Source organism: Marinomonas piezotolerans, from assembly GCF_003362755.1.
GTDB lineage: Bacteria > Pseudomonadota > Gammaproteobacteria > Pseudomonadales > Marinomonadaceae > Marinomonas > Marinomonas piezotolerans.
Genome location: NZ_QKRA01000013.1, coordinates 24637 through 40854, shown reverse-complemented (window position 1 = coordinate 40854; position 16218 = coordinate 24637). Strand labels below are relative to the sequence as shown.

The window sequence follows — 16218 nt, the reverse complement described above, 5'->3', positions numbered from 1 at the left end:
ATAAGATCGATGAATGGCGGTGCAGTGGAAATGGATAAGCGAAGCAGGGGGCGCCCTAAGAATGATGAGAACAATAGCCCTGCAGCAAAAGCGTTGCGCCAGATGGCTAAAGACAAAGCGTTTTTTGACCGCAAGTCCCACACGCCGCTGTGGGTGCAATTTAAAAATGCACTAGCAGATAAGATACATTGTCAGGTTTTACTGCCTGATATGCGCTTACCCTCCGAACAAACCATCTGCGAAATTTTTGGTGTGTCTCGCTCGGTCGTGCGTATGGCATTAGGTAGTCTGGCGACGGAAGGGCTCCTTTACAAGGTCGCAAGAACAGGTGTTTTTGTTGCTCAGCCTCGCATGGAAACCGACTTCCTAACCTCCAACATGTCAGTACATGCTGATTTAGAAGCGCGCGGCTACACGGTGACCTCAAAAACATTTGAGTTCAGTCGAGTGAAAGCGGATGACGCTGAGATACGTGTGTTCAACCTTCCAAAAGATGGCACTGTCGTCCGAATTGGGCGAATCTATTACTCCGATGGCGCACCCATTACCCATACCATTATTTCGTTGCCAGGTTATAAGGTTCCAGACTTTGAACACTTGGATATCGAAGATAAATCCATGTTCCAGCTTCTAAAAGACCGTTACGGCTTAGTGGCAAAGCGGGCGGAGCGTTGGTTCACCGCCGCGATGCCGTCGGTGGAAGTCTGTGAGCGACTTGCCCTGAGCAGTGATCAACCTGTGATCGCAATCGAATCCATTGCCTACGATACGAATGATATGCCGCTAGAATTTTATCGCGCTTATTACAATTCTGCGGTTGCACGAATTCACGTTGCGACCAGCAATGGAGATTCTGCTAGTAATTAATATGGGTGAATTTTAAAGCCTTTTGGCCCATTACCTTTCAGTGAACCTTTGTTTTTTGTTCAAAAAAACAAAGGTTTTTTTTGCGTTGATGACACGAAAAACACCTTCAAAAAGTACTTTTTTCTAGTAATAACCAAAAATAATTCAATTTCTGGTTATTACCAGATTGACATGGTCGAATTTCATACACTATAGTGATTTCTACAGGATGAGCAGACGCTTAGTTCTGACGAGTTGATAACAATAAATAAAAAAGAGATCGACATGAACTATCCCGATATTTTTGATTTATCAAAAAAAGTCGTCGTTATCACAGGTGCAGCCAGTGGTATTGGGCTTGAATCTGCCACGGCATTTGCCGCTTGCGGTGCCAATCTGGTGCTGATAGATCTCAATCAATCCTCGTTGGAATCGCTAAAAGAGACCCTTCTCAATCAATACCCCATCACCATCGCTACTTATGTCGTCGACGCAACGAATGAAGCGGCCGTCGTTGATTGTGCTCAGAATGCGATGAGCACTTTCGGACAGATTGATGTGTTAGTGAATTCTGCTGGAATCGCTTTGTTACATTCAGCGGCCGACATTTCTTCTGACGACTGGAATAAAGTGCTTGATGTGAACATCAACGGCACTTTCTGGGCTTGCCGAGCGTTTGCAGCGCAGATGATGAAACAAGGCGGTGGATCGATTATCAACTTGGGATCTATGTCGGGCAGCGTCATCAATCAACCCCAGTTTGCTTCAAGCTACATGGTTTCCAAAGCGGCCGTGCACCAGCTAACCAAAGCGCTGGCTGTTGAGTGGGCACAACAAGGCATCAGAGTAAATGCTTTGGCACCAGGGTACGTCGCGACTGATATGACATTGGAGATGCGCGCGCAACCTGATCTATTCAAAAAATGGCTAGAAATGACACCGTTAGGCCGACTTGGCTCACCTTCAGAAATCGCCGCGCTGATTCTATTTCTTGGATCTGATGCATCTACTTATTTAACAGGCTCCGTCGTTGCCATCGACGGTGGTTACACCTGTCTTTAGACGTGAGGGACACAATGAACAACTCAACAGAATCAACGGAAATTGATATTCGCCAAAGCATCATTGATGCCTGTATTTCAATGAATGCGTTGCACATTAACCAAGGCACATCGGGCAATATCTCGGTGCGCCACGGCGAGGGCATTCTTATAACACCGACATCCATGCCCTACAAAACGATGACACCTGAAGACATTGTTTGGATGGGGTTTGATGGGCAGATTGTGGGCAACAGAGCGCCGTCGTCGGAGTGGAATTTTCATATGGAAATTATGCGACGTAAGCCGGAAGTCAATGCCGTGGTGCATGCACACCCTACAGCGTGTACAACGCTATCCATTATGGAAAAGGAAATACCACCTATCCACTACATGGTTGCTGTTTGTGGTGGCCACAATATTCGTTGCGCACCCTATGCGACGTTTGGTGTTGGCCAATTATCGGAAAACGCATTGCAAGCTCTCGAAGGGCGTTCGGCTTGTTTGCTTGCGCATCACGGAATGATTGCTACAGCGGCTTCGTTAGATAAAGCCCTGTGGTTAGCAGTAGAAGTAGAAACACTCGCAAAACAATACTTGGGATGTTTGCCAATGGGCGAGCCGCCTTTGTTATCAGAAGAAGAGATTCAGAACGTCATCAATCGAATGTCAGGCTACGGCCACGCTGACTGATGATGCTGAAATTGACTGAGTCAGTCTTGGTACTGAACTGGTGTTTAATCACAACATAGGACTATCAAAATGCAATCGAATAAAAACAAAAACCGCACAATGATCACCGCTTCACTTTTGACCATCGCCATGGCAGCAAGCTCTTACAGCATCGCTGCGGATGATCTTCCTTTAGCCGGGAAAACGGTGGGCGTAACCGTAATCGGCACAGACCATGATTGGGATCTAAAGGCTTACCAAGGGCAAGTCGATGAGCTCAAAGCATTGGGTGCTGAAGTGATTGCGCTAGATGCCGGTCGTAACGACCAGACTCAAATCAGTCAGATTCAGACACTGATCGCACAAAGACCGGATGCCATTATTGAGCAATTAGGTAACTTGAAAGTGCTTAACCCATGGCTGAAACGCATCAAACAAGCTGGCATTCCTTTGTTTACCGTTGATACGGCGACCCCTCACGCCATCAATAATACGACCTCCAATAACTACAACATCGGTGCCGAGTTAGCACTGCAAATGGTGCAAGACATGGATGCGAAAGGTAAGGTCGTGATGTTTAACGGCTTTGCGTCCGTTCCAGTCTGTAAGATTCGTCTCGATCAAGTCCGTTATGTATTTGAATCGTACCCAGATATCGAAATCATCGACCCTGAATTACGTGATGTGATCCCTAACACCGTGCAGCAAGCGTATTCCGATATGACAGACATGCTCACGAAATATGGTCCAGATTCTGGTCTGAAATCCGTCGTTGCCTGCTGGGATGTGCCAATGATTGGTGCGACTCAAGCGATTGAGGCAGCGGGCCGTACTGATGTGAAAACCTATGGGGTAGATGGTAGCCCTGAATACGTGGAAATGGTTAAGGACCCTGATTCACAAGCCGGTGCTGTGGTGGTACAGCAAGCCTATGAAATTGGTAAACAAGCGGCTCAGAACGTCGCGACTTACTTAAATGGCGGAAAAGTACCTTCATTTACGATGGTGCCTGCGGTGTTGGTGAATAAAAACAGCGAGCTCTAATTCGAATCTTTTCGAAGCAGAGACTCTGTCCGATCAAACATGCCTGCTGTGATAAGCGGCATGTTTGATCACCTGTTTTTTTAGGGGGAAGTATGAATTCAGTCGCAGTAGAAATGCGAGACGTATCCAAGGTATTTGGACCAGTCAAAGCACTCAATCAAGCATCGTTGACTATTGAGTACGGGACGATTCATGGGGTTGTTGGTCAAAATGGTGCGGGTAAATCCACAATAATTAAAGTCTTGGCGGGGATTTATCGTCACGATGAGGGTTCTATCTTTGTCGAAGGCAAAGAGCTAAAAAGTATTACCCCGAAGATCATCGAGAAGTGCGGCATTCATTTCATTCACCAAGATCGTTTACTGGTTAGCACCGCAACGGTAGCCGAAGCTATTTTTTTGCGTAATGAACCAACCTTTGGACCATTTATTAATCACCGCAAGATGAATGCTCAAGCAACAGAGCTGTTGCAGCGATACTTTGATTTGGAGCTCGATCCAACAACACTGATAACCGACTTATCTACGGCACAGCAGAAAATCGTGCAGATTACGCGATCTCTCAGCCAGAACGCAAAAGTCCTCGTGCTAGATGAGCCGACCGCAGCGTTGGTTACGAAAGAAGTGGAAAGTCTATTTACAGTGTTACGCCGCCTCAAAGAGGAAGGCATCGCCATTGTATTCATTTCTCATTACATGTCAGAAATTGAGAGTATTTGTGACACGGTGACGGTATTGCGTAACGGTGAAAATGTCGGTCAAGTGTCACCAAAAGAAGTCGGCATCGAAAAGATCGTCACCATGATGACCAATCGAGACACTTCTGAGATGTACCCAAGACGTAATGTTGAAGTCGGTGCGCCCGTTTTGGAAGTGGACAATCTCAGCCTAGCCAGCCACTTCGACAGCGTATCTTTTCAAGTTGGCGCGGGTGAAGTGGTCGGTCTGGCGGGTTTGCTTGGATCGGGTGATAAGGAAGTACTGCAAAGCTTGTTTGGTCTGTTGCCACCAGACAGTGGGACAGTTTCTATCGATGGCACATCTCATAAATTCCGAAGCCCTGTCAATGCCGTAGAAAATGGTATTGCCATGATACCGGAAGATCGCCGTGCGCATGGTGTCGCCGTCAATCTCTCTATCGCTGAAAACATCACCTTAGCCTCGGTCGACAAAATCTCCAAGAGAGGGTTTGTAAACCGCCAAGAAGAAATTGAATCAGTTGACGCATTGATCGAAGAACTTGGGGTTAAAACGCCAAGTGGCGACATGCTGGTGCGAAACCTATCAGGTGGTAATCAACAGAAAGTGGTCGTTGCCAAATGGTTGTCATGTGATAGCCGAGTGTACTTATTGGATGAGCCGACTGTAGCCGTTGATGTGGGCTCTAAGATCGAAATCTATGGGCTGATTAACCGATTGGCGGCGGAGGGCAAAGGGATTGTGTTTGTCTCGTCTGATTTTGAAGAGTTAGCAGAGATGTGTGATCGAGTGCTGGTGATCTATAAGGGCGAAATTATCGGTGAGTATGAAGGCAGTAGCATCAATTCTGAGCAACTACTTGCTGCGGCTTCGGGTAAAAAAATAACGATAAATAGGAGTGCAGTATGAAGCTCCAACTGTTCAAATCCGACATGAATTCAAATGGTTATACCCTACAAAAAATGGCGATACGGCTCGGTGCATTCGCAGCATTTTTAGGGATCATGGTGTTCTTTGCTGTGACAGCGAGGGGCTTTACCACGAGTTACAACATACTCAATATCATTGAGCAATCGACGATTCTAGGCTTTTTAGCGTTCGGCATTACGGTGGTGTTTATCGGCACTGGGACCGATGTGCAAAAAGGCGGTATCGACCTTTCAATTGCTGCCAACGCGGGTCTCTGTGCGGCGGTCTATGCAGTTTTGTTAGAGCGTGGTTATGGTGATAGTTTGGCGATTCCAGCGGCCATTGCAACCGGTTTGTGTGTCGGCTTTCTCAATGGCTTTGCCGTGGTGACACTGCGCATTATGCCGTTATTGAGTACGCTCGCTGTCATGAATATCGCGGCGGGGTTAGAGCTGGCGGTGACACAAAACACCGTGATAGGTGCCGCGTCTCCTCTTCTGGATACGCTTGCGTTTGGTAAATTCCTTGGTATCAGCGCGCTGGCTTGGTGTCTCATCATTGGTGCCGCCCTGATGGTTGCTATTGTGCATTATAGCCCAGTGGGGTTACGGCTTTATTCGGTGGGTGGCAACGTCGAAGCCGCTAAATCCGTGGGCATCTATGCTGGGCGATATGTGTATGGCAGTTATCTCTTTTCAGGCTTTGCTGCGGGCGCTGCCTCAATCTTAATCGTTGCGCGGTTAAGTGCATCGACACCTGGCACTGGATTGTTGTTATTGCCTGTCTTGGCGGCAGCGCTCCTTGGTGCGGTCTTTTCACGGCGCTTTGTGCCGACCATCGGCGGTACGTTATTGGCGGTATTGTTTATCGGCGCATTGTCGAATGGCTTTCAGCTACTAGGTATCTCCTCTTATTGGGTAAGCGGCGTACAAGGCGCTCTGATTCTGGTGGTCGTGGCCGTTACTTCATTTGCAAAAAAATCATAGGGGAAAGGATATGACTGTTAATAATAAAACGCTTACCCCAAAAATGTCCCTCGAGTCGATGTCGCACAAAGCGGTTTATGTTGCCTTTATCGGTGTATTTATTCTGTTTTCGATGACGGCCGAAGGCTTTTTGAACTTCGATAACTTTTCCAATTTGATTGCGAATAAAGTGGTCCTACTGGCAATTGTCGCCTTGGGAATGACCATCGTTATCGCAGCAGGTGGGATTGATTTGTCTGTTGGCGTGTCGATCGACCTCGCTTCTATGGCGTTTATTATGATGATTGGCGCGGGACATAATGGTGTGTTTGCTGTCATCGTCGCTATTTTAGTCGCGGCTTGTGTCGGGCTAACCAATTCTCTGTTGATTAATAAGCTCAAGATCGATCCGTTCTTAGCGACACTTGGGGTGCTGTTTATCGGTAAGTCGGTACAGCAACTGGCGACGTCTGGTGGCGTACCGATTTATCTGACAAAAAGTGAATTCGCGGCACCGTTTGAAGCGATTACTCGTACGTCTTTGTTTGGCATTCCAACACCGTTTCTCGTGTTAGTGGCTTGCGTCATAGCCGTTTATCTTGCGTTACATCGCGGTAAATTTGGTCGTTATGTGAGTGCTCTAGGCGCGCAGCCTGGTGTGGCCAAATACTCAGGTATTCGAGTGCCATTTCAGCTCACCTTAGTGTTCGTCTCGTGCTCGGTTTTGTGTGGCATTTCTGGGGTGTTGTTATCTTCAACAGTGCGCTCCTATGTACCGCTTGCGGGAGACGCCTTTTTGCTGGATGCGATTGGCGCGACGTTTATCGGTACCGCCATTAGTAAAGAACGCAAACCTTCTGTGTTCGGTACCATTTTAGGTGTGTTGTTCTTGGCAATGTTGAGAAATGGTTTGCTGCTGCTTGGTCTGAACTTCTTCTGGCAGCAAGTTGGGATCGGGCTGCTTGTATTTATTGTATTAGGTTTGTCTTTTGGCCTTCGCAAACGTGCGGAATAAGGGGAATAAAATGCCAAGTTTTGATGTAAGTTCTGTCGGTTTTGCTGTGCTGGATGTCCTAGGCTATCCCGTGAGTCGTATTCCCGAAGGAGGGCGCGCGGACTTTATTGAACAGATACGGATGACCGTCGCAGGCACAGCCGCGGCCACCGCGGTGGACTGCGCCATTCTAGGTTTGAATACGCGTATGGTAAGCACTGTCGGCACGGATGAAATGGGCGATTTTTTAGTTAATAAAATGAATGCTTTCGGTCTTGATACGACGCTAGTAAGACGTGACGGCAGCGTCCAAACCTCTGCAACCATTTTACCTGTGCGACCCAATGGCGAGCGCCCTGCCTTACATGTACCGGGGACGGCCGCGACCTTTGATGTGGCGGATGAAGATATGGAGGCCGCGCTGGATGCTCGCATTATTCATATTGGCGGGACGGGCTTACTGCGCACATTCGACGGCGCCAAGACATTGCGTTTTATTCAAAAAGCGAAAGAGCTTGGGCGCATCACAACGTTTGACTTGATTCAAGCGACGCCAGAGACCACGGAGTTAGTGTTACCACTGCTACCGTATATTGACTACTTCATTCCTTCTATCGAGGAAGCATCTGCGATGGCTGGTTTGGAGTCTCCTGTTGAGGTGGCTCGTTGGTTCAAAGACAAAGGCGTCAAAAATGTCATCTTGACCATGGGGGGAGACGGAGTGTACGTCGACCCAGAACAAGGGCAGTCATTCTCATTAGCGGCACATGACATCGATGTCGTTGATACCACAGGATGCGGTGATAGCTTTTCTGCTGGCGTTATTGTCGGGCTGGTTAAAGGCTGGACGTTACAAGAAAGCGTTCGATTCGCCGGTGCGGTAGCGGCAAAAGTGGCGATGGGGCTTGGATCGGACGGCACATTAACATCGTTTGATGATACGTGGGCGGCCATGAGCGATTGGCCTTTGAAAGCTATGTCTGCAACGAATTAGCGCGGCTGAGTCTGCCAAATTCGCAAACTATTTAAAACAAGAATAAGAGGTTCGCAATGTCTGATTTAACAAACAAGGTTGTTTTGGTGACAGGTGCCAGCCGTGGTATCGGTCGAGCGCTCGCAGAAGGCTTGGCTGAGCATGGCGCGGATGTGGTGATTTGTGATTTACCACGTGAAGAACAAGGGTTAAACGAAGCAAAGTCTGCCATCGAAAAGCTTGGTCGCAAATGCTGGGTGTTTGGCGCAGACATAACTGATAAGAGTGCCGTCGAAAACATGGTGGCGCAAGCGACAGAGCAGGCCGGACAGATTGATGTATTAGTAAATAATGCAGGCATTCTTAAACCGTCATTATTGGAAGACCTTAGTGAGGGGGATTGGGATGCGCACTTTGCGGTGAATGGTAAAGGCTTATTGTTTGTCACCAATGCGGTGCTACCGCAAATGCGCCAGCGCAAAAATGGGCGCATCATCAACATCGCCTCGATTGCTGCCCGTCAAGGTGTGCCAACACAAGGGCATTATGCGGCAACCAAAGCAACGGCGGTGACCTTAACACGTGTCTATGCCCAAGAAACGGGTATGGATGGCATCACCGTCAATGCCATTTGCCCCGGCATCATTTTAACGGAAATGGGCAAAAACAATCTTGGGTCTGAAGAAGCCATCAATCATTGGAAAGAGGTGGCGGCGCTGAAACGTCTGGGTGAGCCGAGTGACATTGTTGGGCCTGCGGTGTTTTTTGCCTCGGATTTAAGCGCATTTGTGACAGGGCAAGCACTGAACGTATGTGGTGGGATTTACTTTCACTAAGGAGGCTATGATGGAATCGGTAGCAATTATTGGTGGAGGGCCAAGTGGGATCGCGGCGGCTCGGTATTTGAAGTCACAAGGCTTTGCCCCAGTGATTTATGAAAGCCACAGTGACGTCGGAGGGCAATGGGCATGCAATAACCCAAATTCAGGCGTGTGGCCCCAAATGCGTACGAATACAGCGAGAATGGTAACGCGCTTTTCCGATCTTGATCATAAAGATGGCATCGCACTGTTCCCGAAAAATACGGAGATTCAGCAATACTTAAAAGACTATTTGAGCACGTTTGAGCTAGACAGTGTATTGCAGACTCAGACACGTCTCACATCGTTATCACGGGTGGAGGGCGTTTGGCATCTTGAGCTTGATCATGATGGTGAGGTGCAACACAAAACCTTCGATAAAGTGGTGATTGCAACAGGCGCTTACAACACGCCTGACATCCCGAAGATTGAGGGCTTAGCAGAGTTTTCTGGTGACTGTGGTGTGATTCATGCCTTTAATTATGACGACCCAGAACGCTACCGCGGCAAAAAAGTGCTCGTCGCTGGGGGGAATATTTCGTCATTAGAAATCGCGTCAGACTTGGCTATGCTCGGCACAGAAAGTGTGACAACCACGATGCGCCGCCAGCGATATGTGATGCCTAAATTGATCACAGGTACGCCAACAGAATGTTATGCCTTCACTCGGAGTGCCGCGCTTTGGCAAGAGCAGGCAACGCCAGAGGAATGGGCGGCGGAGACACGAGAATTTATTCTGAAATATTCAGGTAACCCTGCTTGGTATGGGGCTCCAGAACCTGACGAAGATGTGCTTGTTGCGGGAACGACGGGCAGTCAGCATTTTTTGCATCTGATCGCAGAAAATAGAATTACCTGTAAACCTTGGATCGAAAAAGTAGAGGGCCGAGTTGTCCACTTTACCGATGGTAGCCAAGCGGACTTTGACGGCATTATCTTTGGCACAGGGTATACCTTGAATTTGCCATTTTTGAGTGACGAGTTACGGCAACAACTAGACGTAACCAACAAACACATTACCTTAGCAAATCATACCTTTCACCCAGATGTACCGAACCTAGCCTTCATGGGATTGTGGGGACAAATCGGCCCTTACTTGCCTGTGCTGGAACAACAAGCGCGTTATCTCGCTTACAGTTGGAGCGGCTTGATACCTCTAGATGAAGACACACTTAGAACCGCCTGCAATGACAGTGTGAACCTGAAAGGTAAGGATCTCTACCAACATATGCAGACGATCAAATTTGCGCGATTGAATGGTTCAGACCCAGAAGGGAAAGTGCCAGAAGATGTCGCGACACTGATTCATCATCATCCGGTGACGGCGCTGACGTTCAAATTGGTTGGCCCTGATGCGATTCCCGATGCTTATGAGCAACTACAGCAAGAGTCGATGCGTTTCGGCTTGAAACCCACGTCTTTGCGTTAGAAGGAAACAACGATGAACAATATCGATAAATTTTACATCAATGGCCAATGGGTGACGCCCCACGGTACGGCAAAGCATCCACTCATTAACCCCGCAGATGAAAGCTTTCTTTATGATATCCCAATGGGCAATGAGCAAGATGTGAACGATGCCGTTCAAGCTGCCCGCCAAGCGTTTGACGCGTGGCAATTGACCAGTAAAGAAGAGCGGCTGACGCTGTTGCGTCGGCTATTAGAGCTTTATAACGAGCGTTACGACGAGATTGCTCAACTGATGACCAAAGAAATGGGAACCGTTTTATCGTTCTCAAAAGACGCTCAGGCGTGGGTAGGGCGGGCTCACTTGGAAGCGGCGATTGATGCGCTGGATGAGCTTGAAATGGACACGATGCAGGGCAACACGCAGATATCCTACGAGGCCATTGGTGTGTGCGGTTTGATCACACCATGGAATTGGCCCATGAACCAACTCGTGGTGAAAGTCGCTCCAGCTTTGGCCGCAGGCTGCACTGTGGTGGCAAAGCCATCTGAGTACTCACCGCTCTCTTCGCTGTTGTTTGCTGAGTTGATCGAACAGGCAGGCTTTCCGGCAGGCGTTTATAACCATGTTACGGGCTATGGTGAGGTGGCAGGGGAAGCACTTTCTGCCCACCCTGACGTGGACATGATTTCGATTACGGGATCGACTCGCGCGGGGATTGCGGTGGCCAAAACGGCAGCGGAAACGGTCAAACGCGTTGCTCAAGAGTTAGGCGGCAAATCTGCGAATATCGTAACGCCTGAAGCCGATCTAAAAACTGCGATCTTTGAGGGGGTTGGAGCGTGTTTTGTAAACTGCGGTCAGGCGTGTCGTTCACCCGGACGTTTACTGGTCCCAGCCGACAAAATGGAACAAGCGAAGCTATACGCCAAAGAAGCCGCAGAAGCACATACCGTCGGTCACCCTGAACAAGCGGTGAGTCTTGGTCCTGTAGTGAATCAACTGCAATTTACGCGTATCCAATCTCTGATTCAGTCTGGTATTGAAGAAGGTGCAACCCTAGTGAGTGGCGGGCTTGGTCGCCCTGAGGGGCTGGAGTCTGGGTTCTACATTAAGCCCACCGTGTTTGCTGATGTAACACCAGGCATGACGATTGAACGTGAAGAAATCTTCGGGCCAGTCATTACGCTCATTCCATATCAAGATATCGATGAGGCGATACGAATTGCCAACGATACTGTGTACGGTCTGTCTGGCTATGTGCAGTGTCCAGATTTAGATAAGGCACGCTATATTGCGCGGCGTCTGCGTGTTGGGTCGATCTGGATTAACAATGCTGCTTGGGATGCCAGAGCCCCGTTTGGTGGCTACAAACAATCAGGCAATGGTCGTGAGCACGGTAAATGGGGGCTGCATGACTATCTTGAAATAAAGTCCACCGCGGGTTGGTCCTAAGCTCTACAGTGTTTGATATGACTCCACTCTAGCTGCGTATACTCCCAGCGGGTTTGCCCACCTATAAGGTGGGCTTTTTTGTCTAATGTATCGACAATCCAGCGTTGAGATCAGTGTCTTCTTACGGGTTACTTTTTTTGTAGCTCTGACAGCACCGCTTTGATTTCTTTCAGCTCTTGCTGTAGCTCACTCAGCGACGGCTCTTTTTTCTCCCTAGCCGCTTGGTGCTCCTCTTCCATAACATTGACCACAATCCCGATGACCATGTTGAGAAACGCAAACGCGGTAAAGAAGATGAAGGACATGTAGAAAATCCAGCTAAAGGGATAAACTTCCATCGTTTCGTATTGGATATCTGTCCAATCTTCAAATGTCATGACCCTAAAGAGGGTCAGCATCGAAATGGCGATGTCCCCCCAAAGAAATGAGTTGATGTCGCTGAATAGGAAACTGCCGATCGCCGCATAGATGTAGAAGATGATAAACATCAACAGCACGACATAGCCTAATTGTGGCAAGGCTTTGATTAACGAATTGATCAGTACTCTCAGTTCTGGGACAACCGAAACCATCCTTAACACACGGAATACCCGAACCAGACGGGCCAGCAGCGCCATTTCTGAGTCTTCAATTGGAATAAGACTGACGACAACGACCAGCGTATCGAAAATATTCCATCCTTTTCTAAAGAAGTTTCGTTTGTCTTCATCTGCAACAAAGCGAACCGTCAGCTCGAATAGGAAAAAGATAGTGATGAAGGCATCCAAGATGGATGTGAGTGATATCGCCGTTTCCGGTAACTCAAAAGTCTTCGCCCCAATCTCAAGAGCCGAGATGATGATGACTGAGACAACCAGCAGTTCAAAGATCTTATTGTTCTTCAGGTTATTAAGTTTGGATTTTATGGAGTCGTACATGTTGGGTTTGCCAGCTATAGGAATCAGAAAGATGTCTTTGATAAAGGAAGATGATGTTTAGTTCAATGCTTTATTTCTGAAAATTGCGGGTAAGGGCTGCTTTGCAAGACATGCAGCGGGGTACCTGTAGGGCTGGCGAAACGAATTCAGCTCGCGCAAGAGAGGATAGAAGAAAGCCTTGATCTAGGAAACTGCAGTGTTCTATCTAGTTATTAATATCATAAGTGATTGGAAGTCTTGGATAACTTGATGTTTAGTTTTTATATGTAATGCCATCTTTTTAGTATTTTCTGATTTTATATCTGAACTGGGTTGACAGAATATTTATTTTTAAGGATTATTGAAAATTAAATGAAGACGGATTCTTCAACCCCTACTTTACCTATATATGTGAAAAAGGATTTTTCAATGCTACTTGGAAGTGGCCATATGGGAGAAGTCTTTGCAATAAACGAGGATGTCGTTGCAAAGCTTTTTGTCATAATATTCCCCAAAATATCGTCCAGTATGAATTGGACATAACGAAATGTGCTAAATCATCCCCTGTAAACGTAGTGAATGTGGGGGAATGTATTTGAGTATGAAGGCTGCTTAGTGCTTATTTTCAACATGCTTATGGCGTATCTGCATTAGATGCTGGCTTCAAGCAGTCTTGGAAGTTTTTTATGCAAGGGTGTTTGCTAATACACAGGGTATTTCATACGAATAAAATAACTTATGGATGCGATCAGAAAGAAGAGCTAGCCACCAAAACAAAATCCGTCGATATATTTAGTGAAAGAGAAAAAGGTTTTTTCTTGAGAGACTTTCAGGATTAGAGGATAGTTTTTATTTATGTCATGGGAATTTTTATTTTAATAATATTATAAAAGATGGTGATGACTGAGTAGTTATTGATTGGTGTGGCACAATGTGTGGTAGCCCCATTGCAGATGCAGTTCATCTAGCAATGTTGTTAAAGTTAGGAGAGCTCCCTCGTTATGCTTCTCTGGGTACACGAGTATGTGCAGCAGTGTTCAGAAAGTTATTTAGCCAACTTTATTTACATTATTACTTTAAAGGACAAAAGGAAAAGCTATTGGAATATAAGGAATGGCAATTTCCTCTTTCTGTCGTATGCTTGGTTTTAAATAATGCGCTTGAACTCAATAAGTTTAAAAATACAATCGAAAAAGAATTAAAAAAACAAGGATAGAGCGATATGGAAACGGATATTTTTACATCCCCACTTCCCTGTGTTGAAAACATTAATAACCTAAATTTTTGGCGAAGTATGGGAATCGCCTCCATGCTCTTTAGCTGCCATAATAATTACTCTAGTTCTGTATTGGGTGATTGTTTTGAGCATATTAAACATGCATTAGAGCAAAAAAAGGCAGTTATCCTATTTAACAATGAGAATCGTCCTGTTGCTCTAGCGACGTATCGTACTTACGGTGATGTTCAAGAGTCCGGATCATTATTATCTAGTGAAGCAAAGCATGGTGATGTGGTATTTGATTATATTATTTCACCATTTTCTTCTCCGCTGAATATCTATCGTTTTCTTAAGGGTTATCTTGAAAGTCATGCTGGCCGTGAATTTTCAAACGCTTATTTACTTGATCACTCAACAGGTAATCTTCGCCATATTTGGTAGCGGTGTATTGGATAAGATGGAACGTAAATAATGAAAATGGATTTTGAAACCTCACTCGGCATGTGTATGTGGTTGATGTCCCAGTCGGACTACCATCGTAACTGGGATATGGCTACCTTTGATGCTGAAATTACAGCCGCCATCCTAAACTCGCAGTATCGAATCTACTTTGATGAACAAAATAACCCTATTGGCTTAGCCACTTGGGCATGGATTAGCGATGAATGTCGGCATCATTTGATCGAAGAGCAAGGTGCATTGGAATTTGACGATTGGAAGAGTGGCGAGCACTTACTATTTAATGACTATATTGCCCCTTGGGGGCATGCGAAAGCCATCTTAAAAGACTTGCGTATCAATGTGTTCCCAGATGAAACAGCGTTTAGTTTAGGGCGCAACTCAGATGGCAGCATTCGAAAGATTTATACTTGGAAAGGCATCAATATCAAGCAACGGGTAATCACTCTACCTGATACAGTATTACAGATTTAAAGATTAAAGGGGAGCAGCAACTCCCCTCAATCCACGGAATGTTCATGGTGAGCATTCCGTATTCCAAAACGTGAACGAAACACATAAAGGAGATTTTATTATGTCACGTATTTATAAAAAAACAAATTTCGCTGGTTCTGACTCGCTAACGGGTGTTGCCTTTGGTGGCGGTGGCGGTGGCGGTGGCGGTGGTGGCAGCCGCCGCAGCCGCCGCAGTCAAGCTCGTGGCAGTAAAATAGCTAATGCAGCTAGAAAGGTTTCGAAAAAAAGCAGTCAGGGCGAGAGTGGTATTACCCTTTCTCTTTCAATACCAAAAAATAGAGATAAGGTTATAAATGCCACTGATAAACTTAAAGATGTGCATGATTTAACGAAAAACATTCAATCCGAATATAAAAATGGGAAAAAAAATTCATTTGTTGGTGCAGCTGCAAAGTCTATTTTAAAGGCTGCTGATAATATGGTTATTTCCAAAGGTGCTGCTACTGCGGGAACTATGATGTCTGGAGGGAATGTTATCGTGGGGGCTGGAGCTAGTTCACTCGCTAGTTCAGCTTATGACGGCTCTTCCGCAGATAAAGATTTTGACGAAACAGTAGATAAGGCGGTTGACTATATAGATAAAGGGGGGCTAACAAAAGATATTAACACAGCAATTAAAACAGGAGAAGGTATGATCATGAGTGATTTTTATCGTACATATTAAAAAATAGAACATAGAATTTAGCACCTATTTTTAGGTGCTAATTTTTGGAGGTGATATGAAACATTTTTTATTGGTTTTTATGCTTTGTTATAATTATGCTTGCTTTGCAGATCAAGTTATAGGGATTGACGGGTTTTATTGGACTATTCCCAGCTATAAATATGAATGGGAAGTTAATGAACCAACAAAAACAAATACTTATATAAGATACGATAATAATTTTAATCATATTGATATTGCAATAAGCGAATTTGAGTCTTCTTTTTCGAAAAAAAAAGAGAATATAATGAATGTTGTTCTGACATCAATGAAAAAATCATCACCAAATGAATATTATTTTATCATAGAAGATTTTGATGAAATCTCTATATTTTCTGGATTTGAGGCGAATAAATTTTCTGTTTATGGGTATCAGAGTCTAGAAAAAGGTGATAGAAAGTTGAAATCTAAGTTAGACGTTTATTATTATTTTGAAGGGATGAAAAATAATAATGTGATGATCGCTTTCTTGTCAACATATGATATAGAGGAAGGTGACAGAGTTAATTTGGATTTTATTGATAAGGTAAATAGAGCTGAACTATTTTAATATTTTTTAAT

At 45.8% G+C, this 16218-nt stretch carries 17 protein-coding genes; 16 read left to right on the top strand and 1 reads right to left on the bottom strand.

What is annotated here, in order from left to right; all coding sequences use genetic code 11:
* The first annotated feature begins 30 nt into the window (after positions 1 to 30).
* The 11 genes from DN730_RS17495 to DN730_RS17445 all read left to right on the top strand — a co-directional run bounded on the left by DN730_RS17495 (position 31) and on the right by DN730_RS17445 (position 11864).
* Positions 31 to 867, top strand: a complete 837-nt coding sequence (locus tag DN730_RS17495) for a GntR family transcriptional regulator (protein ID WP_245958005.1) — start codon at positions 31 to 33, stop codon at positions 865 to 867.
* Positions 868 to 1131: 264 nt separating this feature from the next.
* Positions 1132 to 1908 carry an SDR family NAD(P)-dependent oxidoreductase gene (locus tag DN730_RS17490; protein ID WP_115469429.1) on the top strand — a complete coding sequence of 259 codons (777 nt, stop codon included), beginning with the start codon at positions 1132 to 1134 and terminating at the stop codon, positions 1906 to 1908.
* 14 nt (positions 1909 to 1922) lie between these two features.
* Positions 1923 to 2579 (top strand): class II aldolase/adducin family protein, encoded by a 657-nt coding sequence (locus tag DN730_RS17485; RefSeq protein WP_115469428.1) that lies wholly within the window; start codon positions 1923 to 1925, stop codon positions 2577 to 2579.
* Positions 2580 to 2648: 69 nt separating this feature from the next.
* Positions 2649 to 3602, top strand: coding sequence for a sugar ABC transporter substrate-binding protein (locus DN730_RS17480; protein ID WP_115469427.1), 954 nt, complete (start codon positions 2649 to 2651; stop codon positions 3600 to 3602).
* 92 nt (positions 3603 to 3694) lie between these two features.
* Positions 3695 to 5209, top strand: coding sequence for a sugar ABC transporter ATP-binding protein (locus DN730_RS17475; protein ID WP_115469426.1), 1515 nt, complete (start codon positions 3695 to 3697; stop codon positions 5207 to 5209).
* Positions 5206 to 6195, top strand: a complete 990-nt coding sequence (locus DN730_RS17470; RefSeq protein WP_115469425.1) for an ABC transporter permease — start codon at positions 5206 to 5208, stop codon at positions 6193 to 6195. Before DN730_RS17475 ends, DN730_RS17470 begins: the two co-directional genes overlap by 4 nt.
* A gap of 10 nt (positions 6196 to 6205) precedes the next feature.
* Positions 6206 to 7189 (top strand): ABC transporter permease, encoded by a 984-nt coding sequence (locus tag DN730_RS17465; protein WP_115469424.1) that lies wholly within the window; start codon positions 6206 to 6208, stop codon positions 7187 to 7189.
* A 10-nt stretch (positions 7190 to 7199) separates the two neighbouring features.
* Positions 7200 to 8162, top strand: a complete 963-nt coding sequence (locus DN730_RS17460; protein ID WP_115469423.1) for a carbohydrate kinase family protein — start codon at positions 7200 to 7202, stop codon at positions 8160 to 8162.
* 56 nt (positions 8163 to 8218) lie between these two features.
* Positions 8219 to 8977 carry an SDR family NAD(P)-dependent oxidoreductase gene (locus DN730_RS17455; protein WP_115469422.1) on the top strand — a complete coding sequence of 253 codons (759 nt, stop codon included), beginning with the start codon at positions 8219 to 8221 and terminating at the stop codon, positions 8975 to 8977.
* Positions 8978 to 8987: 10 nt separating this feature from the next.
* Positions 8988 to 10430: a flavin-containing monooxygenase gene (locus DN730_RS17450; RefSeq protein WP_115469421.1), complete on the top strand. Its 1443-nt coding sequence runs from the start codon at positions 8988 to 8990 to the stop codon at positions 10428 to 10430.
* Positions 10431 to 10442: 12 nt separating this feature from the next.
* Positions 10443 to 11864, top strand: a complete 1422-nt coding sequence (locus tag DN730_RS17445; RefSeq protein WP_115469420.1) for an aldehyde dehydrogenase family protein — start codon at positions 10443 to 10445, stop codon at positions 11862 to 11864.
* Positions 11865 to 11992: 128 nt separating this feature from the next.
* Here DN730_RS17445 and DN730_RS17440 read toward each other — a convergent pair whose 3' ends face one another.
* Complete coding sequence (locus DN730_RS17440) at positions 11993 to 12781, bottom strand: ion transporter (protein WP_115469419.1); 789 nt, start codon at positions 12779 to 12781, stop codon at positions 11993 to 11995.
* A 910-nt stretch (positions 12782 to 13691) separates the two neighbouring features.
* Here DN730_RS17440 and DN730_RS17435 point away from each other — a divergent pair.
* The 5 genes from DN730_RS17435 to DN730_RS17415 all read left to right on the top strand — a co-directional run bounded on the left by DN730_RS17435 (position 13692) and on the right by DN730_RS17415 (position 16207).
* Positions 13692 to 13976 (top strand): hypothetical protein, encoded by a 285-nt coding sequence (locus DN730_RS17435; RefSeq protein WP_115469418.1) that lies wholly within the window; start codon positions 13692 to 13694, stop codon positions 13974 to 13976.
* A gap of 6 nt (positions 13977 to 13982) precedes the next feature.
* Positions 13983 to 14420: a hypothetical protein gene (locus DN730_RS17430; RefSeq protein ID WP_115469417.1), complete on the top strand. Its 438-nt coding sequence runs from the start codon at positions 13983 to 13985 to the stop codon at positions 14418 to 14420.
* Positions 14421 to 14450: 30 nt separating this feature from the next.
* Positions 14451 to 14912: a toxin-activating lysine-acyltransferase gene (locus tag DN730_RS17425; RefSeq protein WP_115469416.1), complete on the top strand. Its 462-nt coding sequence runs from the start codon at positions 14451 to 14453 to the stop codon at positions 14910 to 14912.
* 100 nt (positions 14913 to 15012) lie between these two features.
* A complete protein-coding gene (locus DN730_RS17420; protein WP_115469415.1) occupies positions 15013 to 15618 on the top strand; it encodes a hypothetical protein in 606 nt (201 codons plus the stop codon).
* 55 nt (positions 15619 to 15673) lie between these two features.
* Positions 15674 to 16207, top strand: coding sequence for a hypothetical protein (locus DN730_RS17415; RefSeq protein ID WP_115469414.1), 534 nt, complete (start codon positions 15674 to 15676; stop codon positions 16205 to 16207).
* The last annotated feature ends 11 nt before the right edge of the window (positions 16208 to 16218 follow it).